Here is a 22,868-nt window from a genome sequence, read left to right on the forward strand (position 1 = left end):
GGTAAGGGAATAACTTTAGCTGAAGGAAATGATGTAGCAATAATAGCAACAGGAATAATGGTTGAAGCTGCATTAGAGGCGAAGGAAGAATTAGCTAAAGAGGGAATAAATGCAAGAGTTATTAACATACATACTATTAAGCCAATAGATGAAGAATTAATAATAAAAGCTGCAAAGGAAACTGGAGTTATAGTAACAGCTGAAGAGCATAGCGTAATAGGTGGCTTAGGATCAGCAGTAGCAGAAGTTGTTTCAGAAAATTGTCCAGTACCTGTTTTAAGAGTTGGTGTTAAGGATACATTTGGGGAAAGTGGAAAACCAAATGAATTATTAGAAAAGTACGGATTAACTTCAAATGATATAGTTAATAAAGTAAAAAAAGCTTTGGAATTAAAAAAATAGATTAGTATATAATAAAAAGAACACTGGAAGGTGTTCTTTTTGTTATATAGGGATATTATTAATCTGTCAGAGGAATTATAATTATATTAGTAATTATAGTTGGAGGAGAATAATATGAGTAAAAAATTACTTAGGGAGTACGGTTTAATAACATTAGGAATAATACTTGTAGCTATTTCTGTAGAATACTTTTTTGCGCCTAATAATCTTGCAGCTGGTGGTGTGACCGGTTTAGCAATAGTAGTCAACAACTATATACCAGTAATAAGTGTGGGAACTATAACTTTGATAGTAAATGTAGTTCTCTTTGCTGTAGCATTTATGGTTATAGGCGGGAATTTTGGTGGCAAAACCATATATGCAAGCTTAGGACTATCAGTAATTATGTGGATAATAGAAGAATATTTTTCACCATATGCAATAACACAGGATTTAATTATTGCAACTATATTCGGAACTATTATATCTGCTTTTGGTATGGCAATAGTTTTTAACAATAATTCTTCCACAGGAGGAACAGATATATTAGCAAAAATATTAAATAAATTTTTCCATTTAAATATAGGCACTAGCTTGTTAATAGTAGATATATTAATAACTTTTGGCGCTGCAGTAACTTTTGGCTTAGATATAGGGTTTTACTCTATGCTTAGTGTTATAATCCTTGGGATAGCAGTAGATAATTTTATAGATGGATTTAATGCCAGTAAAGAAGTTATGATAATGAGTGATAAAGTAGAGGAAATTAGCAAATTTATATTGGAAGAGCTATATAGAGGATGTACTTATTTAAAGGGTGAGGGGGCTTATACTGGCCAAGAACTTAAGGTTATATATTCTGTATTATCAAGATCAGATTTTATAAAGTTAAAGATGTTTATTAAGGACATAGATCCTAAAGCGTTTATAACAGTTAGGGCATCTCATGAAGTTTTAGGAGAAGGATTCAAGGATATGGAAGAAATTTAATGACAAATAAAATCATATTTCTATTTTATTAATGTAAAAAAAAATATATAATAAAGGAATATAGGGGAATAATGTATCCTACCATAGGTATATGCTATAATAGCATTGTAAGATGGACAGGTATTTTAACGAAAAATATCTTAATATACTAAGGAGTGTTAGAATGATTGAATTTAAGAATGTTTCAAAACTTTATAATAATAATGTAAAAGCTCTTTCAGATGTTAGCATAAATATTGAATCAGGGGAATTTGTTTTCTTGGTTGGACCATCTGGAGCTGGTAAATCAACTTTTATAAAAATGATATTAAAAGAAATTGAACCTACATCAGGAAAGGTAGTGGTTAATAATACAGATCTTTCAAAGTTAGCAAGAAATGATATACCATACTTTAGAAGAAAGATAGGAATGGTATTCCAAGACTTTAGATTAATTCCCAATCTAAATGTATATGAGAATGTAGCCTTTGCTATGAAAGTTGTTGAAGCCACACCAAAAGAAATTAGAAGAAGAGTACCAATGGTATTATCTCTTGTAGGGCTTTCTCATAAGTATAAGATGTTCCCAAATGAACTTTCAGGAGGAGAACAACAAAGAGTTTCATTAGCAAGAGCTATAGTAAATAATCCATCATTATTAATTGCAGATGAACCTACTGGAAACCTTGATCCAGAAACTGCAAAGGAAATAATGGACTTATTAGATGATATAAATAAGGCTGGAACTACAATATTAATGGCTACTCACGCTAAGGATATAGTTGATACTATGAAAAAGAGAGTTATTGCTATTGAAGGTGGAGAAATAGCAAGAGATGAAAAGAGAGGTATGTACGAAGATGAAAATTAATACAGTTAACTATTTTATTAGTGATGCATTTAAAAGTTTAAGAAGAAATAAAACTATAAGTCTTGCTTCAGTTATTACTGTCTTAATTACTTTCTCAGTATTAGGAATTTTTACTTTAGTAGCCCAAAATGCTAATTTGGCAATAGGTGGAGTAGAGTCGAAGATAGAGTTAAAAGTTTACTTATTAGATGATGTAAAGTTGATTGACCAAAGAGAAATAGAAGTAAAGTTAAGAGAACAAGATGGCGTTAAAGAAATAGAATATGAGTCAAGAGAACAAGCTTTAAAAAATTTCGAAGATATGATGAAAGATACCCCAGGTTTATTAGAAGGATATACACTAAAAAATAACCCATTACCAGCTTCTTATATAGTAAGACTTACAGACCCTAGTTATGCAGAAGCTATAAGTGAAGCAGTTCAGGATCTTCCAGGTGTTGAGAGTATAGGAAATCAACAAGATGTTATAAATCAAATACATGGTATTGTTAAGGTGGTAAGAGTTGTTGGTATAGTATTATTTATAATTTTGATAGGAGTATCAATATTCTTAATTATGAATACTACAAAGTTAACAGTTTATTCAAGAAGAAGAGAAGTTGGAATAATGAAATTTGTAGGTGCTACAGACTGGTTTATAAGATGGCCATTTATAATTGAAGGAATGGTTATTGGATTATTAGGTGCAATATTCTCTGTAATAGGAGTATACTTTATATATAGATTTGGTGTTGGTATCATTGCAAATAATATACTTATGGTTAGTTTAATTAATCCTACATATGTGTTAACAATGTTATCATGGCAGTTTGCTTTAGGAGGAATTGCTGTCGGTGGAGTTGCAAGTTACATAGCGCTAAGGAAATTCTTGGTAGTATAAATATAAATATTAAGAATAAAATATTTACTATGGGAAAAGGTATTTTGGAATTGAAAGGAAGTTGTTTAGATGTACCAGTCTAGTAAAAATAATAAAATGAAAAAAATTATAAAACCATTGGCGATTATATTATCAATATTAGTAGCATTTTTTGTGGGAAATTATATTACTAGATATGGAATAGTCATAGGCAAAGATAGTGATAAGTATGGAACTTTATTAAAATATGCAGATGATGTAGAACAATTTAAAGGCTTATATGAAGTAAAAGAAGATTTAGAGAAACTGTATGTTGGAGATATAGATCAAGAAAAGCTAGTTGATGGAGCTATTAAGGGAATGACAAGTTCCCTTAATGATCCATATACAGTGTTTATGAATAAAGAAGAGTATGATAGGTTTATGCAATCCAATTCAGGAGAGTTTAAAGGGATTGGAGTATATGTAAAGCTTGAGGATGACAAAGTGGTTGTTGATTCAACTATTTCTGGAGGCCCTGCTGAAAAAGTAGGAATTAAAGGTGGAGATGTAATTCTTAAAGTTGATGGTGAAGAGGTTGGAAATGACCAAAGTAAAGCCGTTGCACTAATAACAGGAGCTGAAAATTCTCAAGTAAATATTATAGTAGGAAGAAAAGATACAGAGTTAGAGTTTAATGTAACTAGGGAAACTATAAAGACTGTTTCTGTAAAAAACGAAATGTTAGGAAATAATATAGGATATATTAATCTTTCTACTTTCAATAAAGATGTTTCAGTTGATTTTGTTAATGCTTTAGAAGAACTTAAAGGAAAAGGAATGAAAGGGTTAATATTAGATCTTAGAGGAAACGGTGGAGGATACTTAGTAGAAGCAATAAATATTGCATCACAATTTGTTCCTAAGGATGAAGTTATTACTTATAGAATTGATAAATACGGAAGTAAAGAAATAAGTAAATCTGAGGGAGGGGTTGCACTAGGATTGCCTCTTGTAATATTAACAGACGGAGGTACAGCAAGTGCATCTGAAGTTGTTACAGGTGCTTTAAAGGACTATAATGCAGCTGTAACTGTTGGAACCACTACATTTGGAAAAGGAGTAGTTCAACTTCCTTTTGAGCTTAAAAGTGGCATAGGTGGATTAAAAGTAACTGTTTCTAAATATTACACTCCAAAGGGAGAAGATATAAATAAAAAAGGAATTATACCTGATTATGAAGTTAAGTTAACTGAAGAAGATGTTAATAAAGAATATAATAAAGATACGGATCCTCAATTACAAAAGGGCATTGAAGTAATAAAAGACATGATAAATTAGGAGGAGCAAAACTTATGAATCTAATTATGTATACATTAAGATCGGTGGCATATGTTATAGTTGAGCCCTCATTAATGTTAATATTAATTCTTTTAGGTGTAATGTTTTATATGAAGAATAAGAAAGTAACTGCTATGCAGCAGATGATTATAGGAGATAAAGTAAACTCTGCTTTAGAGCTTACTTTATCTCAAATAGTTTTGGGAATTTTGGCGGGTGTCATAGCTAGTTTAATATTAAGTCATTTAGGAATTGTTTTTAAAGAGAATTCTGGAATAGAACTTTTATTTATGATTTCTATATTGTTAATGTTTATAAAACCAAGATTTGTATGTTTTTCTTACTCTGCATCTATTCTTGGATTAGTAAGTTTAATTTTTACTTATTTTAATATAATAACTACTGATGGAACAGAAATATTAAGAATAGATATAATGTCATTAATAGCTTTTGTTGGAGTTCTTCATATAGTAGAGTCTATTTTAGTAATGCTAGATGGAGAAAAAGGTGCCATTCCTGTTTTTTCGAATAAAGGAGGCAGGATTTCAGGTGGATATGCTTTAAATAGATATTGGGTATTACCTGTAGCTATATTTATTGCATATGCAGCTACATCTATGGGATCAACAGCAGGAACAGAAAGTATATCCACACCAAGTTGGTGGCCCGTACTTAGGACAAATGACATATTAAATGTTATAAATACAATGATATTAGGATTAATTCCGTTTTTTGGAGTTTTAGGGTATTCTTCTGTTACCTTTACGCAGAAGAAAAAAAAGAAAGCTCTTTCCTCTGGAATTGCTATATTAATATATGGAATAATTCTAACACTTGTATCTCAGTTGGCTAGGTTTGGATTAGTTGGAGAAGTTGTAGTGTTAATTTTTGCTCCTTTAGCTCATGAAGGAATGCTAATGTTACAAAAGAAAATGGAAGAAAAAAGAGAAGCTATATTTGTTAGTGATGAAGATGGTATATCTGTATTAGAAGTAGTTCCTTATTCCATAGCCTATGAGGCTGGTATACGAGTTGGAGATAAAATTGTATCTCTTAATGACCAGAGTATAGATGATGTAACGGAAATATATAAGATGGTCAGAAATAGTATATATGATATAAATGTAAAAATTTTAGATATGGATGGCAATGGAAAAGAAATTACATTAAAACCACAAAGAAATAAAAACTTAGGTGCTGTTTTAGTACCTAAAGTAGTGCAAAGTGATAAAGTAGTGGCTTTTGAGGATAAGAAATTCTCTGAAGTATTAGAGAAAATAAAAGAAAAGAGAAAGGATATAAAGTGATATAAATTCATTTTATATCCTTTTTTAACGTCTAGGAAAGTATAAAGTTTTAATTAGCTATAAATCAAAGTGGGTATTACAATTTCATATTAAAAAATATAAAGTCAAGGATAATAATTTTATAATTTCCTTGCCTTAAGCAGGAGGGGAATAGATATTTATTTTTCTGTGACTTGGAGCTTGTGACGGAACAAGCAAAATAAATATCTATTCCACTTTTTTTGAATAAAAAGAACTTTAATTACTCATATTATTGACTATAATATACAAAAAAAGTAAAATAGTAATACGAATATAAGTTCGAGATAGGAGATTAATGATGAATAGTTTTAAAATACATTCGAAATTTAAACCAACCGGTGACCAACCTCAAGCAATAGACACATTAGTAGAATCATTAAAAGAAAATCATAGAGGGCAAACATTATTAGGGGTAACAGGATCGGGTAAAACTTTTACTATGGCAAATATTATTGAAAGACTTCAAAGACCTACAATAATACTGGCTCATAATAAGACTTTGGCTGCTCAACTATGTTCAGAATTTAAAGAATTCTTTCCTGATAACATAGTTGAATATTTTGTATCATATTATGATTACTATCAACCAGAAGCTTATGTTCCTCAAACAGATACATTTATAGAGAAAGATGCGTCAATTAATGATGAAATAGATAAGTTAAGGCATTCTGCCACATCTGCTTTATTTGAGAGAAGAGATGTAATTATAGTTGCCTCAGTATCCTGTATTTATGGACTTGGTAATCCTGATGAATACAAGAAACTAACTGTAAGTTTAAGAACAGGAATGGAAAAAGATAGGGATGAAATAGTAAGAAGATTAATAGATATACAGTATGAAAGAAATGATATAGATTTTAAGAGAGGAACATTTAGAGTTAGAGGGGATTCTTTAGATATAATTCCAGCTTCCTCTTCTAATAAAGGAATAAGAGTAGAATTTTTTGGTGAAGAAATTGATAGAATACGTGAATTTGATGTTCTCACAGGAAATATACTTGGTGATAGGGATCATGTTGCTATATTCCCTGCATCACACTTTGCTACTTCACAGGAAACATTAGAAAAAGCAATTAGTAGAATAGAGGATGAGCTTGAAGAAAGATTAAGAGAATTGAATGCTCAAGATAAATTATTGGAAGCACAAAGATTAAGACAAAGAACAAATTTTGATATAGAAATGATGAGGGAAATGGGGTATTGTAGTGGAATAGAAAATTATTCGAGAATCTTAGATTCAAGGGATCCTGGTACTCCACCTAAAACATTACTAGATTATTTCCCAGATGACTATCTAATGTTTATTGATGAAAGTCATGTAACTTTACCTCAAGTAAGAGCAATGTATGCGGGAGATAGATCTAGAAAAAATACATTAGTGGATTATGGATTTAGATTACCTTGTGCATATGATAATAGACCTCTTCAATTTCCGGAATTTGAAAAGAAAATAAATCAAGTTGTTTATGTAAGTGCCACACCAAGCCAATATGAATTAGATAATTCATCAGTTATAGCAGAACAAATAATTAGACCAACAGGATTAATAGATCCTGAAATAATTATAAGGCCAATAAAAGGTCAGATTGATGATTTGTATGGAGAAATTAAGAAGACTACAGAAAAGGGATTTAGAACTTTAATAACTACTTTAACTAAGAGGATGGCAGAAGATTTAACTAAGTATCTAACAGAATTAGGCGTAAAAACAACATACATGCATTCTGATATTGAAACAATAGAAAGAATGAAAATAATAAGAGAACTAAGGTTAGGTGAATATGATGTTTTAGTAGGTATAAATCTTTTAAGAGAAGGGTTAGATATTCCAGAAGTAGCATTAGTAGCTATCTTAGATGCTGACAAAGAAGGGTTTTTAAGATCTGAAACATCATTGATACAAACAATAGGAAGAGCAGCTAGAAATTCTGAAAGTAAGGTAATAATGTATGCAGATAATATTACTAGATCTATGGATAGAGCTATAAAGGAAACTAATAGAAGAAGAGAAATACAAGAACAGTATAATGAGGAACATGGAATAACGCCAAAGACAATATTAAAGGAAGTAAGAGATGTAATAGAGGCTACAAAAGTTGCAGAAGAAACAGTTGAATATAAAGCAGAAGAAAAAATGAGTAAAAAAGAAAAAGAAAAGCTTATTAAAAAGTATACAGAAGAGATGATGGATGCAGCTAAGAGCTTACAATTTGAAAGAGCTGCTCAATTAAGGGATATGATAGAGAAATTAAAAAAATAGTAATGTGGTAAAGGGGATAAGGGGATTTTGAAAAGGAAAAATGAAATTATAGGTTTTTCTATTATTGTAGCATTAATAATTTCTATAATAGGGGTATTTGCTACAATAGGAGTTAAGTTGATAAAGGATAGTAACATATCATCACCTGATTTTAGTGGAATATTAAGTTGGTTCTCTAAAGAAGAGGAAGATGTATATGTGGAGGTTGAAGAGATAACCTTAAAGTATGAGGATGTTAAATATTATCCATACCAGGCAGAGAATAAAAAGTGGGGCTATGTAGATGAAAATATGAATGTAGTTATAGAACCTAAATTTGAAAATGCTACAGCTTTCAGTGAAGGTATAGGCTTAGTAGAAGAGGATAATAAATATAGGTATATTTCAAAAGATGGAGATTACATATTTGATAATGCTTATTACTATGCTACACCGTTTTGTGGTGGAGCAGCTATAGTTGAAGAAGATGATAAAGACATTTTAATTGATTATGATGGAAGAAAGTTATGTGAAATAGATGAAGATATATATGTCTATGAGTTTGTTGATGGAATAGCTGCTTTTGAGAAGAATGGTAAGTATGGATATATGGATACTAGAGGAAATATATTGGTGAAAGCAAAATATGAATATTGTGAAAACTTTATAAATGGCGTAGCAATTGTTAAAGACAGTGATAACTACTATCTTATAGGGAGAAATGGTAAAAAAATAATTAATAGTGGATTTGAGTATATAAGCTCTTATGATAATAAATACTTCTTGTGTAGTGATGAGAAAAATTCTTATTTGATTGATAGTACAGGTGAAAATGTAGACTTACCTATTGATGTAATTGATATTATGAGAATTCAGAAGGATGGAGTAATATTCCGTAGTGGAAATAATAAATGTGGCTTTATGGATTATGAAGGAAATTTAATTTTTGAAGCAGAAGTTGATTTTATTAATGAGGTTATCAATGGAATAGGTTATGGGGAGATATATAATGGAAGTAAGTATGAAATAGTCTGTATTGATAATAAAGGAAATATAATATCTAATTATACTGAATTAGGATATACCAATGTAAATGAGTGGCATGGAGAAATAAATGTATTAAGTATCAATGAACATGAATATTTAGTAGATAAGATGGGGAATAAAATTGAAGATTTAAATGGAGTAACAGTTCAGTTTTATGGGAATTTTATAATACTGTCTAAAAGTGATAATACCAATACGAAAGTATATTCACAAAGTGGAAAGTTATTATTGGAATTAAATGATAGATATTATATTAATAATACAGATTTATATACTATTAATTATGAAGAAAATGTATTAATATTGAGAAACGATAAAGATGAGAATGTTACTATAAATATACAGGGTAAAATTGCAAAGTAGCATTAATGCCATGACAGATGTCATGGCATTTTTTTTATGTATAAATAGCTTAGAGAAATGATTTTATTATGTTTTTTTCATATTCTTCTCAATAATTGACAAGAATAAATATAAAGTTTAAAATACAATAATAGGAACTTATGTTCGAAGATTGATTAAGTTTAATATGGATAAAATATAGATATAAAATGAAGAGGGGACAAGAGTATGATAGATAAAATAGTCATTAAGGGAGCTAGAGTACATAATCTAAAAAATGTTGATTTAGAAATTCCAAGAGATAAGCTAGTTGTATTTACAGGATTATCAGGTTCTGGGAAATCATCTTTGGCTTTTGATACTTTATATGCAGAGGGGCAAAGAAGATATGTAGAGTCACTATCTGCTTATGCAAGACAATTCTTAGGTCAGATGAATAAGCCTGATGTTGATTATATTGAAGGATTATCTCCAGCTATATCAATAGATCAAAAGACTACAAGTAAGAATCCTAGATCAACAGTTGGTACAATAACAGAAATATATGATTACCTAAGGTTATTATATGCAAGAGTTGGGACACCATATTGTCCAAAGTGCGGTAAAGAGATAAGTCAACAATCTGTTGATCAAATTGTTGATAAGGTAATGTCTCTTGGGGATAGAACTAAGATTTTAATATTATCTCCACTTATAAGAGGTAGAAAAGGAAACCATGAAAAAGTAATAGAAACAATAAAGAAAAATGGTTTTGTCAGAGCAAGAATAGATGGAGAAATATACGATTTATCAGAAGATGAAATAAAGTTAGAGAAGAATGTAAAGCATAATATAGAAGCAGTAGTGGATAGAATAATTATAAAGGATGGAATAGAAGGTAGGCTTACAGATTCTTTAGAAACAGCCTTAAAGCTAGGAGAAGGATTAGCACTTGTAAGTGTTATAGGAGATAATGATATATTATTTAGTGAAAAATTTGCTTGTCCTGATTGTGGGATAAGTATAGATGAACTAGCCCCTAGACTATTTTCTTTTAATTCACCATTTGGTAAATGTGATTATTGTGATGGATTAGGAACTCTATATGAAATAGATCCTGACTTAGTAATACCAGATAAAAGTTTAAGTCTTATGGAGGGAGCAATTTCAAGTTGGGGAGTTGGAAGATTAAAAGATGATTCATGGACTTATGCAATACTTCAAGCTTTAAGTAAGGAATATGATTTTTCACTTAATACTCCAATAAAAGATTTACCTAAGGAAATAGTAGATGTAATTCTTTATGGTACTAAGGGGAAGAAACTTAATGTTACTTATACAAAGGAAGGGGTTACTGCTGAATATAATTATTCATATCCAGGAGAAATCAATAACTTAACTAAGAGATATAGTGAAACAAGTTCAGATATGATGAAAAATGAAATAGAACAATATATGAGTGACAATCATTGCCCAAAGTGTAGTGGAGCAAGATTGAAGAGAGAAGCTTTATCCGTTAAGATTGGTGGGAAAAATATTTATGAATTTACAAGTATGCCAATTAGAGAAGAATTAGAGTTTTTAGATGGCATAGAATTCTCAGAGAAAAATAGAATCATTAGTGAGCAAATATTAAAGGAAATAAGAAGTAGATTAAATTTCCTAATAGATGTAGGATTAGATTATTTAAATTTATCAAGAAATTCAGGGACCTTATCAGGAGGAGAATCACAAAGAATTAGACTAGCAACACAAATAGGGTCATCTTTAATGGGGGTTCTTTATATTTTAGATGAACCAAGTATAGGACTTCATCAAAGAGATAATGATAAATTAATAGCTACATTGAAAAACTTAAGGGATGTAGGTAATACTGTTATAGTTGTAGAACATGATGAAGATACAATGAGAGAAGCAGATTACATTGTAGATATTGGACCAAGAGCTGGTGAACATGGTGGAGAAATTGTTGCAACTGGAACATTTGATGAGATAGTAAATAATGAAAAATCAATTACTGGTCAATATTTGAGTGGGAAGAAAAAGATAGATGTTCCTAAGGTAAGAAGAAAAGGAAATGGCAATAAGATTACAATTAAGGGAGCAAAAGAAAATAATCTGAAAAATATAAATGTTTCAATACCTTTAGGAACTTTAACAATGATTACAGGGGTTTCTGGATCAGGGAAGAGCACATTGGTTAATGAAATCTTATATAAAGGATTAAATAAGATTATAAACAGAAGTAAAAATCCAGTAGGCTCACATAAGGAAATTATGGGATATGAAAATATTGATAAAATTATTGATATAGACCAAAGCCCTATAGGAAGGACTCCAAGGTCAAACCCTGCTACATATACAGGAACTTTTGATATAATAAGAGAATTGTTTGCTAATACGACTGAAGCAAAAATGAGAGGGTATAAGCCTGGTAGATTTTCTTTCAATGTAAAAGGGGGAAGATGTGAAGCTTGTTCAGGTGACGGAATAATAAAAATAGAAATGCAATTCTTATCAGATGTATATGTTCCTTGTGAAGTATGTAAAGGTAAGAGGTATAATAGAGAAACTTTAGAAGTAAAATATAAAGGTAAGAATATTGATGATATATTAAATATGACAGTAGAAGAAGGATTAGAGTTTTTTGAAAATTTACCAAGGATAAAGAATAAGTTACAAACATTATATGATGTAGGACTAGGGTATGTAAGATTGGGTCAACCATCTACCCAATTATCTGGAGGAGAAGCACAAAGAATAAAGTTAGCATATGAGTTATCTAAAAGAAGTACAGGAAAAACATTATATATACTAGATGAACCTACAACAGGTTTACATATAGATGATGTAAGCCGATTAGTTGAAATATTACAAAGATTAGTAGATGCAGGCAATACAGTTGTGGTTATAGAACATAATTTAGATATGATTAAGTGTGCAGATTATATTATTGATTTAGGACCAGAGGGTGGAGATAAGGGAGGTACTTTAATTGTTCAAGGTACTCCAGAAAAGGTTGCTAAGTGTGAAGAATCCTATACAGGTAAATATCTAAAGAGGATGATATAAATCTTAAATTATTCTTAGTTAAGTATAAATATTATGGTTTTATATAACTTTTGTTGTATAATCTACTTATATATGAAAAGTTTTCGAGGTGAAGTTATGAATTTTACGAAATTATCTGCCATAGTATTTGGAATCTTTTTTATAATTTTATTATATTCTTTAATATACTCAGCCTTAAAGATAATGTATAAAGATGTTAAAGGTGGCGGAAGAAAAAGGCCTTCAGAATCTAGGAAAAATCATGGATTGGAAGTAATAGAAATTAGTGAAGAAGGAAACTTAAAGAAGGGTTCAGTAATTCCAGTTAAAGGTATTATAACTATAGGGAGAAAAGAGGATAATTCTATTATATTGCAAGATTTACATGTATCAGGTAATCATGCAAAGCTAATTGTTAAGAATAATGTATTGTTAATTGAAGATTTAAATAGTACAAATGGAACTTTTGTTAATGATAAGAAAATTAATGGAAGGGTCAAGTTATTTAGCAAGGATATAGTTACAATAGGAACAACTAAGCTTAAGGTATTAGGTTAACTGGAAGAGTTAGAGGTGATTATATGAAAATGCGAAAGGATGAAAGAAAGTTACTTATACTTACTTACATTTTATGTATAGGCCTTTTTAGTAATTTAGCTATATTATCTGATCCTATAGATAAAAAAGCGCTTATAATTGGTGGAGCATTGTGTTTAGTTATAGGATACTCACATTTTGTTATAAGAAGATTTTATCCAGATGGAGATAAATTTTTATTAATTTTTGCAGGAATTTTATCTGTAATTGGAATAGCCATGTTATATAGACTAGAAACATCATTAGCTATAAAACAAATAGTTTGGTTTATAGTAGGTATTATTGTATATATTTTGACAGTTGTAATTGTACCTAATATTAGGAGCTTTGCAAAATATAAAAATATATACTTAGTAGCAACTCTTATTTTTGCACCTATGGCCTTATTATTGGGAACAGAATTAAATGGAGCAAAGAACTGGGTATACTTGGGGGGATTTGGGTTTCAGCCTTCAGAATTTGGGAAGATATTCTTAGTAATATATCTGGCATCAGTTTTAAAGGATTTTGATAATACGAAAAAGGGATTTGAACATATTAAGCAGCTTATTCAGCCTGCTATAGTAGTAATGATTTTCTTAGGATGTTTAGTTTTACAAAGAGACTTAGGGTCAGCCTTAATATTCTTTGGAATATCAGTATCAGTATTGTATATTGCTACATCAAAGAAAAAGTATGCTTTTACTTGTCTTGGTCTTTTTGCAGTAGGGGCAAGTATAGCATATAAGCTATTCCCACATGTAAGAACAAGAGTTGATATATGGAGAAATCCTTGGGCAGATCCTAATGGATATGGATATTATCAAGTAACTCAAGGATTATATTCAATATCTTCTGGAGGTATGTTTGGCTCTGGCTTAGGACAAGGATATCCAGGATTTGTTCCTGTAAAGGAAAGTGATTATATCTTTGCAGCAATATGTGAGGAGTTTGGAATAATATTTGGAATAGGAATATTGATAATATTTTTCTTGCTGTTTTATAGAGCTATAAGAATAGCATTTGTAACGGATGATAAATTTTCACAATTAGTTGCTGTTGGATTTAGTATAATGATTGCATGTCAAGCTTTAGTAATTGTAGGCGGTATATTTGCAGTTATTCCTTTAACAGGTATAACATTACCTTTTGTAAGTTATGGTGGTAGTTCTATGGTAACAATGTTCTTTACCTTAGGTTTATTACAGAAGGTTTCAGAGGAGGGCTAAAGATGAATGATTTTAAAGATAGTGTAAAAAAGGTAATGATAATATTTTTATTCTTCTTTGTAGCTCTAATATCATATATAGCGTATTTTCAAACATTTAAGGCGCCTGATATAGCAGCTGATGCTGGAAATAAAAGATTATGGGCAAAGAGAAATGAAGTTGTTAGAGGAACAATATACGATAGAGACAAAAATGCGCTAACTAAAAGCGAAAGAACAGGGACTTTAACTCAATCTAGAGAATATGTATATGGAGATTTATATGTACACGCATTGGGTTATGCCAGCCAAAAGTATGATTTATCAGGTTTAGAAAAAACTTTTGATACAGAGCTAACTACATATAGTAGTGTGCAAGTTGGATTAAGAAACTTCTTTAAGGATTTAAGCTTTGAATCATTAAAAGAAGCATTTAAAGATAGAAGTAAAGAGGAAAATAAAGTAGGTAATGGAGTTATAACAACATTAGATTATGACATTCAAAAGGCTGCTTATGATGCGTTAGGAAATAGAAGAGGGGCTGTAGTTGCTTTGGATCCTAATACCGGAGAAGTACTAGCAATGGTATCAAAACCAACATATAATCCTAACGATTTAGAAACAGTAATGAATAGAATTAATGCTGGAGAGGATTTAGGAAGTCCACTTATAAATAGGGCTACTTCAGGTAAATATCCACCTGGATCTACTTTTAAGGTTATAACAACAGCTAGTGCCCTTGAAAATATTGATGGAATAACAAAAAGAATTTTTGAAGATAAAGGAAAGATAGAGCTTGGTGGTGGTCAATCTTTATCTAACAGTCAAAATAAAGTTTATGGAAACATTGATTTAAAAAAAGCTTTCCAAGTTTCTAGTAATGTAGTGTTTGGTACTTTGGCACAAGAGTTAGGAAATAAAACTCTAAAACAAACAGCAGAAGATTTTGGCTTTAATAAAGATATTCCTTCTACAGGGTTCTCAATTTCAAAAAGTGAATTTCCTACTCTAGAAAGTTATGAAGTAGGTATGATAGCTCAATCAGGTATTGGTCAAAGTAGTATTGTTTCAACTCCAATACAGATGGCTTTAGTAGCAAGCACTATAGCTAATGATGGGGTAATGATGGAACCCAAGCTTGTTAATCAAGTAGTAGACTTAAATATGAATGTAGTAAAGAAGTATGGAGATAAAAAGTATGGTCAGGTACTTCCTACTAGTGATGCAAGGACAATAAAAGACTATATGGTTAATATGGTTAAAAATAACTTTGGAAATAGATCATATTTTAGTGGTATTAATGCAGCAGGTAAAACTGGAACAGCTGATCAAAGAGATAGCAATGGTAACTTACAAAAGCCTCATGCTTGGTTTATAGGTTTTGCACCAGCAGATAATCCTAAGATAGCAGTAGCTGTTATAGTTGAAAATGGAGGATATGGTTCAGAAGCAGCAGCTCCAATTGCAGGAGCAGTAATGAAAGCGGCATTAAAATAGTAATTAGAGAAGAAGATTATAGGATTAATCTTCTTCTTTTTTGTAGAACACTAATATAAAAAGAGTTAGAATAAATTTAGGAGGTGGTTAAAATATTTGATTTTGAATATCAACTAAAAGTTTTACCTGATAAGCCAGGTGTATATTTAATGAAAAATAGTTTAGGAGAAGTTATATATGTTGGTAAGGCTAAGATACTTAAAAATAGGGTAAGACAATACTTTCAAAATTCAAAAAATCACTCAGAAAAAGTTAGATCTATGGTAAAAAACATAGCTGAGTTTGAATATATAGTAACAGATACAGAGATGGAAGCGTTAATATTAGAGTGTAACTTAATAAAGAAATATAGTCCTAAATATAACATAGCACTTAAGGATGACAAGTTTTATCCATTTATAAAGATTACAACTAATGAAGACTTTCCTAGGGTGTTTGTTACAAGAAACTTTGTGAGAGATGGAAATAAATATTTTGGGCCGTATACAAATGTAACTGCAGTATATGAGACCATTAACTTAATTAGAAAAATTTTCCCTATAAGAACATGTAAGAAGAATATTGTTGAAGGAGAGGCTCCTACAAGACCTTGTTTGAATTATCACATAAAAAGATGTATGTCACCATGTGGTGGTTATATATCAAAAGAAGACTATACTAAAATAATTGATGAAGTTTTAGATATTTTAAATGGCAAGGATAAAAGTATACTTAAGAAGTTAAAAGATGAAATGCAAGAAGCATCTATGGAATTAAAGTTTGAGAAGGCTGCATCTCTTAGAGATAAAATTTTAGCTATTGAAAACCTAGTTGAAAAGCAAAAAATGTTTAGAGTTACTGAAGGCGATGAAGATTTCATTAATTTATATAAAGATGAAAAAGACACATGTGTTCAAGTATTCTTCCTTAGAGATGGTAAGATAACTGGAAGAGAACATTTTATGTTAGAAAATACAGCTGATGAAAGTGATGAGACAATAATAAGTCAATTTATAATTAATTTTTATTCTGGAGCAGGAAAAATTGCTAAAAACATTTATGTTCCTGTAGTAGAAGATTTAGAACTATTAGAAGAATTTTTAACTATAAAAAGAGAATCTAAGGTTTGGATAAAGGTGCCACAAAAAGGTGAAAAGAAAGACTTATTACAAATGGTTAAGGATAATGCGAAATTAACCTTAGAACAATTCAAGGATAAAATATTAAAAGAGAAAGAAATTAATAGAGTTTCTGTAGGGGAACTACAAGAAGTTTTAAATTTAGAAGAACCTCCTTTTAGAATTGAAGCATATGATATATCAAATATACAAGGTGTAGATTCTGTAGGAACTATGATAGTATTTGAAGAAGGTAAAGCAAAAAGTAGTGATTATAGAAAATTTAGAATAAAAACTGTAAAAGGTGCTAATGATTATAACAGTATGAGGGAAATATTAACAAGGAGGTTTGAGCATGGTTTAAGGGAAATAAGGGAAATTCAAGAAAGAAATTTAGATTTTTCTAAAGGAAAGTTTTCTAGTTTTCCAGATTTGATTATGATGGATGGTGGAAAAGGCCAGGTTAATGTTGCTTTAGAAGTATTAAATGAATTAAATATTGATATAAATGTTTGTGGTTTAGTTAAAGATGATAAACATCAAACAAGAGGTATTATTTATAATAATAAGGAAGTTATAATAAATAGAAATTCTAATTTGATGCAATTAATTAGAAGGATACAAGATGAGGTACATAGGTTTGCTATTACATATCATAGAACATTAAGAGATAAAAGAACATTGCATTCAGTATTAGAAGATATACCTAATGTTGGGGAGAAGAGAAGGATTGCATTACTAACTAAGTTTGGAAGCGTGGATAATATAAAGAAGGCAAGAATAGAAGAATTACTAGAAACTCCAACGATAGATAGAAGAACTGCTGAAAGTATATATTCTTATTTTAATCAAAAGTAACATTTTATACTTAATATGATATAATAAAAAAATATAAGGTTAAGAAGTTGTAACTTGTTAAGTAGTAGAAATTATTTTATACTATTTAAAGATTATTTTTGACAATACTTTTAAGGAGTGTAGTATGAATCAATATTTGAGGTATATAGATAGTTTTAAAAAGATATATAATGATTCGGAGATAAAGATAGATGAAAATATGAGTAATCATATTCATTTTAAAGTTGGTGGACCAGTAGATATATTATTGATTCCATCAAAGGTGAATCAAGTGGTTGAAACTTTGAAAATATGTAAGAATGAAAATATTCCTTATTTTATAATAGGAAATGGTTCTAATTTATTAGTTAAAGATGGCGGAATTAGAGGAGTAGTTATAAAGCTAAGTAATTTATTATCTATAGAAGTAAAGGATAATACAATAAAGGCTAGTAGTGGTACTCTTTTAGAAGATGTATCTAAGAAAGCCGTAGAAAATTCTTTAACAGGATTTGAATTTGCATGTGGTATCCCTGGTTCTGTAGGTGGTGCTGTATTTATGAATGCTGGAGCTTATGATGGTGAAATTAAGAATGTAATAAAAGAAGCTGAAGTGTTAGATAGAGATGGAAACATAATGGTGCTATCTAAAAAAGAACTAGAATTAGGATATAGAACATCTAAAGTTATGAAGGATAATTTACTTGTATTAAGTGCAACTTTTGAGTTGACTAAGGGTGATAAAGAAAAGATACAAGAAAGAGTTAATGAACTTACAGAAAAAAGAGAATCTAAACAGCCTTTAGAATATCCATCAGCAGGTAGTACATTTAAGAGACCAGAGGGGTATTTTGCAGGTAAACTGATTCAAGATGCAGGATTAAAGGGAGCATCAGTAGGAGGAGCTGCTGTATCTGAAAAACATTCTGGTTTTGTTATCAATAAAGATGGTGCAACAGCAGAAGATGTATTAAATTTAATAGCCCATGTCCAAAATGAAGTTAAAAAGCAATTTGGAGTGGAACTTCATACTGAAGTAAGAATAATTGGAGAAGATAAATAGAGCGAAATATAGATAAAGAGAGCTTTTGTATAGGCTCTCTTTATTTCTTTACCTTTTAGTACGAGTGGGGGATATTTGTTTTGATGTGACTTGGAGCTTGCAACGGAACAAGCAAAATAAATATCCCTCACCTTTTTTGTTTAAATCATTAAAGGCAGGTGATATAATAGTTAAATAAAGGAAGGGGAGATATAAATGATTGGTGTTATTATATTTGCAATTATAGGGTTAGGTTTGTTGATTTTTGGATTAAGAATTAAGGTATCTAAGAAGATAGATTTTATTTCTTCTATTAATGAAGAAAGGTTGAGAAAGATAAAAAATAAGGATAAAGTAGCAAGTGATTTTGGTAATGGGATGATTTTATTGGCAATAGCATGTTTTGTTTGTGCTGGTCTTATTTATTTTGCAGGAAGAGTTGGGTCATTTATAGGATTAATATTGATTATAATTGCTTCAACAAGATGGAATAGTTTAAATTCTAGTATAGACGAGAAGATAAAAAGAAAAGAGTATTAATTAAAGAGTTCTATTAGCAAGTATATAAAAGTAAAATGAATAAGGAAGGTTTCATTTGTGGTCAATCTAGTATGTTATAAATCTATAGAGCACCTCCTTTAATATATAGTTAGTACATTAAAGGGGCCTATCTTAACATTAAGTAGGAGGATTGACTATGACAGTAGGTTGTTTAAGTGCAATACTAATTGGTTGCACTGCATTAGCAGTGATAGCTTACAATGTTTACGAAAAGAAATTTAAGTAGGTGAAACCTTCTTTTTGAAAGGTGTATTGGAATGAGAAAGTCATTGCAATACACCTTTTGTTAAATAAATGTTTTGTGCAGTTATTATAGGTTAATACCATTTGATGTGTGATATAATAGGTGTAAATAGTAAGATTTAGTAGGAGGTAAAGTATGAGATTTGTAATAGTTACAGGATTATCGGGAGCAGGGAAAACTGAAGCTACTAAAAGCTTAGAAGATATGGGCTATTTTTGTGTAGACAACTTACCACCAAGGCTTATTCCTAAATTTGCAGAAGCATGTAACTCTGGGAATATTGAAAAGGTGGCCTTGGTTATAGATATAAGAGGAGGAGTATTCTTTGATGATTTATTTGAATCATTAATGTATTTAAAATCTAGTGAGTTTAAATATGAGATATTATTTCTAGATGCTTCTGATGAAATTTTAGTGAAAAGATTTAAGGAAGCTAGAAGAAGTCATCCATTAGCACCTCAAGGAAGGGTATTAACAGGTATTAGTGAAGAACGAAATAAGTTAAGAGAAGTAAAAGATAGGGCAGATATTATAATAGATACTTCAAAATATGCTATAAGGGATTTAAGAGAAAAGATAAATGAATATTATGGAGATATGAAATCACCAGAGAAGCAATTATCTATAACTATATTAAGCTTTGGGTTTAAATATGGTATTCCTGTAGATTCTGATTTGGTATTTGATGTTAGGTTCATTCCAAACCCATTCTATATACCAGAATTAAAGAAGTATTCTGGTAGTGATGAACCAGTAAAAAAATATGTGTTAGATCAAAAAGAAACCCAAGGCTTTATTGAAAAATTAGAAGATATGTTAAGATTTTTAATACCTAATTATATAAAAGAGGGGAAGAGACAGCTTATAGTATCTATTGGATGTACAGGTGGAAGACACCGTTCTGTTGCAATAGCTAATGCAATACATGAACAATTACTTAATGATAGCTTTGACTCAAGAATAGAACATAGAGATATCAGTGAAGACCTACATAAAGGAGTAAAGAAACTATGAGGTTTTCAGACTGGTTAAAGCCTGGAATTAAGGTTAAGAGATGGGTTGTATTTGGGATCTTTGGTATATTATTAATAGCCTTTGGTTTTACAGAATTAGTTACAAAGAGACTTTATGATTTCTACTATAAAATGTTTTATATATTTTTAAACTTATCAGGTTTATTTGTAATATATATTTCAGTTACAGAGGCAATGAAGTCAATAATTGTGCTTGTTAATAAAGGGTATATTAAAGTTTCATTAGACAGTAAAAAGATTGAAAGTATGATTTATGAAAAAAGATTACTTGTAAGAGGTCCTAAAATTGTAGTAATTGGTGGCGGGACTGGTTTATCTACAATGTTAAGAGGACTTAAATATTATACATCTAATATTACGGCCATTGTCACTGTAGGAGATGATGGGGGAGGCTCAGGAACATTAAGAGAAGACTTGGGAATTCTACCACCAGGAGATATAAGAAACTGTATATTAGCATTGGCAGATACAGAACCTCTTATGGAGGATTTATTGCAATATAGATTTAAAGATGGAACCTTGAAGGGACAAAGCTTTGGTAATTTATTTTTAGCTGCTATGGATGGTATATCAGACAACTTTGAAGATGCAGTTCAAAAAATGAGTTCAGTATTAGCGGTTACAGGAAAAGTTTTACCTGTAACTTTAGATGATATGCAACTTGAAGCAATACTTGAAAATGGAAATAAGGTTGTAGGAGAATCACAAATTCCTGTTGAGGCATTAAATCAAAAATCAAAAATAAAAAAGCTTATGATAAATCCAGAAAATGCGGAGCCTTTAAAGGACGCTTTAGACGCTATAAAAGAAGCAGATGCAATTGTAATAGGTCCTGGAAGCTTATATACAAGTATAATTCCTAACCTTTTAGTAAAAAAGATTAGGACTAGTGTAAGAAAGAGTGATGCTATAAAAATATATGTTTCAAATATAATGACGCAACCAGGAGAAACAGACAATTTTGATGTATCTGATCATGTTAAAATAATAAAAAAATATGGTGGTAAAGAGATAGTTGACTATGTAATAGCTAACAGTGGAGAAATATCTGAAGAAATAAAAAGTAGATATCTAGAAGAAGGTTCTACATTGGCTAAGTTAGATATAGATAACTTAAAAGATTTAAATGTAGAAGTTATTTGTGATGATTTAATAAAAATAAAAGATGGAACTGTTAAGCATAATGCAGATAAGCTTGCAGAGATTTTAGCTGATACAATAATGGAGAAAAAGTTATTGTATGATAGAAAGAAAATTATTGAGTATATGTATTTATCACAAAGAATTAAGGATAGAGAAAAAAGTAATAAGGAAATTGGATTGTAAGAACTACCAAGTAAAGGTAGTTCTTTTCTTATGTCGTTTATAGTATTAATTTATGTTATAATTAAATATTATAAAATAATAGTTTTTTAGATAAAAGGAGAAATACCATATGTCATTTTCATCAAAAGTAAAAGGAGAAATTTGTAGATATGTAGATATAACGAAGTCTGAAGCCTTAGCACAAATATCTGCAATTATGAAGGTAAGTGGAACTATAGGATTTAGTGGAAAAGGTATAACATTTAGAATAACTACAGAGAATCCTGGAAGTGCGAGATTAATATTTACATTATTAAAAGATAATTTTAATATACATTCTAAGTTAATGGTAAAAAAGAGTAATTCTCTAAAAAAGAATAATATATATATGGTTGTTATTGATGAAGAGATGGGCGTAAGAAATCTTCTTAAGGAAACGGGTATATTACGAGAAATTGATGGCGTTATGAGTATTAACTATAGAATAGAGGATGAAATGGTAAAGGATGATGAAGAAAGGAGAGCTTATATAAGAGGTGCTTTTATTGGTGGGGGAAGTATAAGCAATCCTGAGAAGACATATCATCTAGAATTCGTAACTCATAGCGAAGAATATGCAGTAGACTTGTCAAAACTTATAAATAGTTATGGATTAAATTCAAAAGTTATTCAAAGAAAGAATTCTTATATCATTTATATAAAAGAAGGGGAACAAATTGTAGATTTACTTAATATAATTGGGGCTCATTCTTGTCTTCTTGAACTTGAAAACATAAGAATAATGAAGGAAATGAGAAATAACGTAAATAGATTGGTTAATTGTGAAACTGCTAATTTATCTAAGACAGTTAATGCAGCTGTAAGACAAGTAGAAAGTATAAAACTTATTCAATCGCAAATAGGTTTACAAAGACTTCCTAAGAATTTAAGGGAGATTGCAGAACTAAGACTAAATTATCCTGATGAGTCTTTAAAAGAACTTGGAGAAATGTTAGATCCACCAGTTGGAAAGTCAGGAGTAAATCATAGACTAAGAAAAATTGAAAAAATAGCTGAAGAATTAAGAGCTAGTGAATAGAAAG

General features: G+C 30.0%; 18 protein-coding genes. All 18 read left to right on the forward strand.

The annotated features are described in order from the left end of the window. Positions 1-402, forward strand: a 402-nt coding sequence (locus I4V16_RS07085) for a transketolase C-terminal domain-containing protein (RefSeq protein ID WP_279325770.1), incomplete at its 5' end; no start/stop codon positions are given. Between the two features lie 114 nt (positions 403-516). Next, on the forward strand, positions 517-1,371 hold the full coding sequence (locus I4V16_RS07090; protein ID WP_049180057.1) for a YitT family protein: 855 nt from the start codon (positions 517-519) through the stop codon (positions 1,369-1,371). Positions 1,372-1,534: 163 nt separating this feature from the next. Beyond that, complete coding sequence (gene ftsE, locus I4V16_RS07095; protein ID WP_049180056.1) at positions 1,535-2,221, forward strand: cell division ATP-binding protein FtsE; 687 nt, start codon at positions 1,535-1,537, stop codon at positions 2,219-2,221. Continuing rightward, entirely contained in the window at positions 2,211-3,101 is an 891-nt protein-coding gene (gene ftsX, locus I4V16_RS07100) for a permease-like cell division protein FtsX (protein ID WP_049180055.1), read from the forward strand. The genes ftsE and ftsX overlap by 11 nt, the downstream gene beginning before the upstream one ends. Before the next feature lie 96 nt (positions 3,102-3,197). Further along, positions 3,198-4,400: a S41 family peptidase gene (locus I4V16_RS07105; RefSeq protein WP_242979716.1), complete on the forward strand. Its 1,203-nt coding sequence runs from the start codon at positions 3,198-3,200 to the stop codon at positions 4,398-4,400. A 14-nt stretch (positions 4,401-4,414) separates the two neighbouring features. Next, positions 4,415-5,707: a PDZ domain-containing protein gene (locus I4V16_RS07110; RefSeq protein WP_049180051.1), complete on the forward strand. Its 1,293-nt coding sequence runs from the start codon at positions 4,415-4,417 to the stop codon at positions 5,705-5,707. Between the two features lie 319 nt (positions 5,708-6,026). Then, positions 6,027-7,988, forward strand: coding sequence for an excinuclease ABC subunit UvrB (gene uvrB / locus I4V16_RS07115; protein ID WP_049180050.1), 1,962 nt, complete (start codon positions 6,027-6,029; stop codon positions 7,986-7,988). Positions 7,989-8,015: 27 nt separating this feature from the next. Beyond that, on the forward strand, positions 8,016-9,377 hold the full coding sequence (locus tag I4V16_RS07120) for a WG repeat-containing protein (protein ID WP_099329308.1): 1,362 nt from the start codon (positions 8,016-8,018) through the stop codon (positions 9,375-9,377). Between the two features lie 207 nt (positions 9,378-9,584). Further along, positions 9,585-12,407 carry an excinuclease ABC subunit UvrA gene (gene uvrA, locus I4V16_RS07125; protein WP_195966610.1) on the forward strand — a complete coding sequence of 941 codons (2,823 nt, stop codon included), beginning with the start codon at positions 9,585-9,587 and terminating at the stop codon, positions 12,405-12,407. Positions 12,408-12,503: 96 nt separating this feature from the next. Further along, entirely contained in the window at positions 12,504-12,944 is a 441-nt protein-coding gene (locus I4V16_RS07130; RefSeq protein WP_049180042.1) for an FHA domain-containing protein, read from the forward strand. Positions 12,945-12,967: 23 nt separating this feature from the next. Beyond that, positions 12,968-14,191 carry an FtsW/RodA/SpoVE family cell cycle protein gene (locus I4V16_RS07135; RefSeq protein ID WP_049180041.1) on the forward strand — a complete coding sequence of 408 codons (1,224 nt, stop codon included), beginning with the start codon at positions 12,968-12,970 and terminating at the stop codon, positions 14,189-14,191. A gap of 2 nt (positions 14,192-14,193) precedes the next feature. Beyond that, on the forward strand, positions 14,194-15,666 hold the full coding sequence (locus tag I4V16_RS07140) for a penicillin-binding protein 2 (RefSeq protein ID WP_049180040.1): 1,473 nt from the start codon (positions 14,194-14,196) through the stop codon (positions 15,664-15,666). 92 nt (positions 15,667-15,758) lie between these two features. Further along, complete coding sequence (gene uvrC / locus I4V16_RS07145; protein ID WP_195966627.1) at positions 15,759-17,621, forward strand: excinuclease ABC subunit UvrC; 1,863 nt, start codon at positions 15,759-15,761, stop codon at positions 17,619-17,621. Positions 17,622-17,745: 124 nt separating this feature from the next. Next, positions 17,746-18,663 carry a UDP-N-acetylmuramate dehydrogenase gene (gene murB, locus I4V16_RS07150; protein ID WP_049180038.1) on the forward strand — a complete coding sequence of 306 codons (918 nt, stop codon included), beginning with the start codon at positions 17,746-17,748 and terminating at the stop codon, positions 18,661-18,663. A 195-nt stretch (positions 18,664-18,858) separates the two neighbouring features. Further along, the gene (locus I4V16_RS07155; protein WP_049180037.1) at positions 18,859-19,182 is read left to right on the forward strand and encodes a hypothetical protein; all 324 of its coding nucleotides are present in this window, start codon (positions 18,859-18,861) and stop codon (positions 19,180-19,182) included. Positions 19,183-19,582: 400 nt separating this feature from the next. Next, the gene (gene rapZ / locus I4V16_RS07160) at positions 19,583-20,461 is read left to right on the forward strand and encodes an RNase adapter RapZ (protein WP_049180036.1); all 879 of its coding nucleotides are present in this window, start codon (positions 19,583-19,585) and stop codon (positions 20,459-20,461) included. Beyond that, complete coding sequence (locus tag I4V16_RS07165; RefSeq protein WP_049180035.1) at positions 20,458-21,807, forward strand: gluconeogenesis factor YvcK family protein; 1,350 nt, start codon at positions 20,458-20,460, stop codon at positions 21,805-21,807. Before rapZ ends, I4V16_RS07165 begins: the two co-directional genes overlap by 4 nt. A gap of 109 nt (positions 21,808-21,916) precedes the next feature. Next, the gene (gene whiA, locus I4V16_RS07170) at positions 21,917-22,864 is read left to right on the forward strand and encodes a DNA-binding protein WhiA (protein WP_027097259.1); all 948 of its coding nucleotides are present in this window, start codon (positions 21,917-21,919) and stop codon (positions 22,862-22,864) included. Positions 22,865-22,868: the final 4 nt, after the last annotated feature.

It is taken from the genome of Clostridium sp. 1001283B150210_160208_E6 (assembly GCF_015669365.1).
Taxonomy (GTDB): Bacteria; Bacillota; Clostridia; order Clostridiales; family Clostridiaceae; genus Clostridium; species Clostridium paraputrificum.

Bases quoted from the DNA above. Each gene is read 5' to 3' on its own strand.
- I4V16_RS07130 (WP_049180042.1), top strand. From the start codon at position 12,504: ATGAATTTTACGAAATTATCTGCCATAGTATTTGGAATCTTTTTTATA.
- I4V16_RS07140 (WP_049180040.1), top strand. From the start codon at position 14,194: ATGAATGATTTTAAAGATAGTGTAAAAAAGGTAATGATAATATTTTTA.
- I4V16_RS07090 (WP_049180057.1), top strand. From the start codon at position 517: ATGAGTAAAAAATTACTTAGGGAGTACGGTTTAATAACATTAGGAATA.
- uvrA (WP_195966610.1), top strand. From the start codon at position 9,585: ATGATAGATAAAATAGTCATTAAGGGAGCTAGAGTACATAATCTAAAA.
- rapZ (WP_049180036.1), top strand. From the start codon at position 19,583: ATGAGATTTGTAATAGTTACAGGATTATCGGGAGCAGGGAAAACTGAA.
- I4V16_RS07110 (WP_049180051.1), top strand. From the start codon at position 4,415: ATGAATCTAATTATGTATACATTAAGATCGGTGGCATATGTTATAGTT.
- I4V16_RS07155 (WP_049180037.1), top strand. From the start codon at position 18,859: ATGATTGGTGTTATTATATTTGCAATTATAGGGTTAGGTTTGTTGATT.
- I4V16_RS07165 (WP_049180035.1), top strand. From the start codon at position 20,458: ATGAGGTTTTCAGACTGGTTAAAGCCTGGAATTAAGGTTAAGAGATGG.
- murB (WP_049180038.1), top strand. From the start codon at position 17,746: ATGAATCAATATTTGAGGTATATAGATAGTTTTAAAAAGATATATAAT.
- I4V16_RS07135 (WP_049180041.1), top strand. From the start codon at position 12,968: ATGAAAATGCGAAAGGATGAAAGAAAGTTACTTATACTTACTTACATT.
- uvrB (WP_049180050.1), top strand. From the start codon at position 6,027: ATGAATAGTTTTAAAATACATTCGAAATTTAAACCAACCGGTGACCAA.
- ftsX (WP_049180055.1), top strand. From the start codon at position 2,211: ATGAAAATTAATACAGTTAACTATTTTATTAGTGATGCATTTAAAAGT.
- I4V16_RS07105 (WP_242979716.1), top strand. From the start codon at position 3,198: ATGAAAAAAATTATAAAACCATTGGCGATTATATTATCAATATTAGTA.
- whiA (WP_027097259.1), top strand. From the start codon at position 21,917: ATGTCATTTTCATCAAAAGTAAAAGGAGAAATTTGTAGATATGTAGAT.
- ftsE (WP_049180056.1), top strand. From the start codon at position 1,535: ATGATTGAATTTAAGAATGTTTCAAAACTTTATAATAATAATGTAAAA.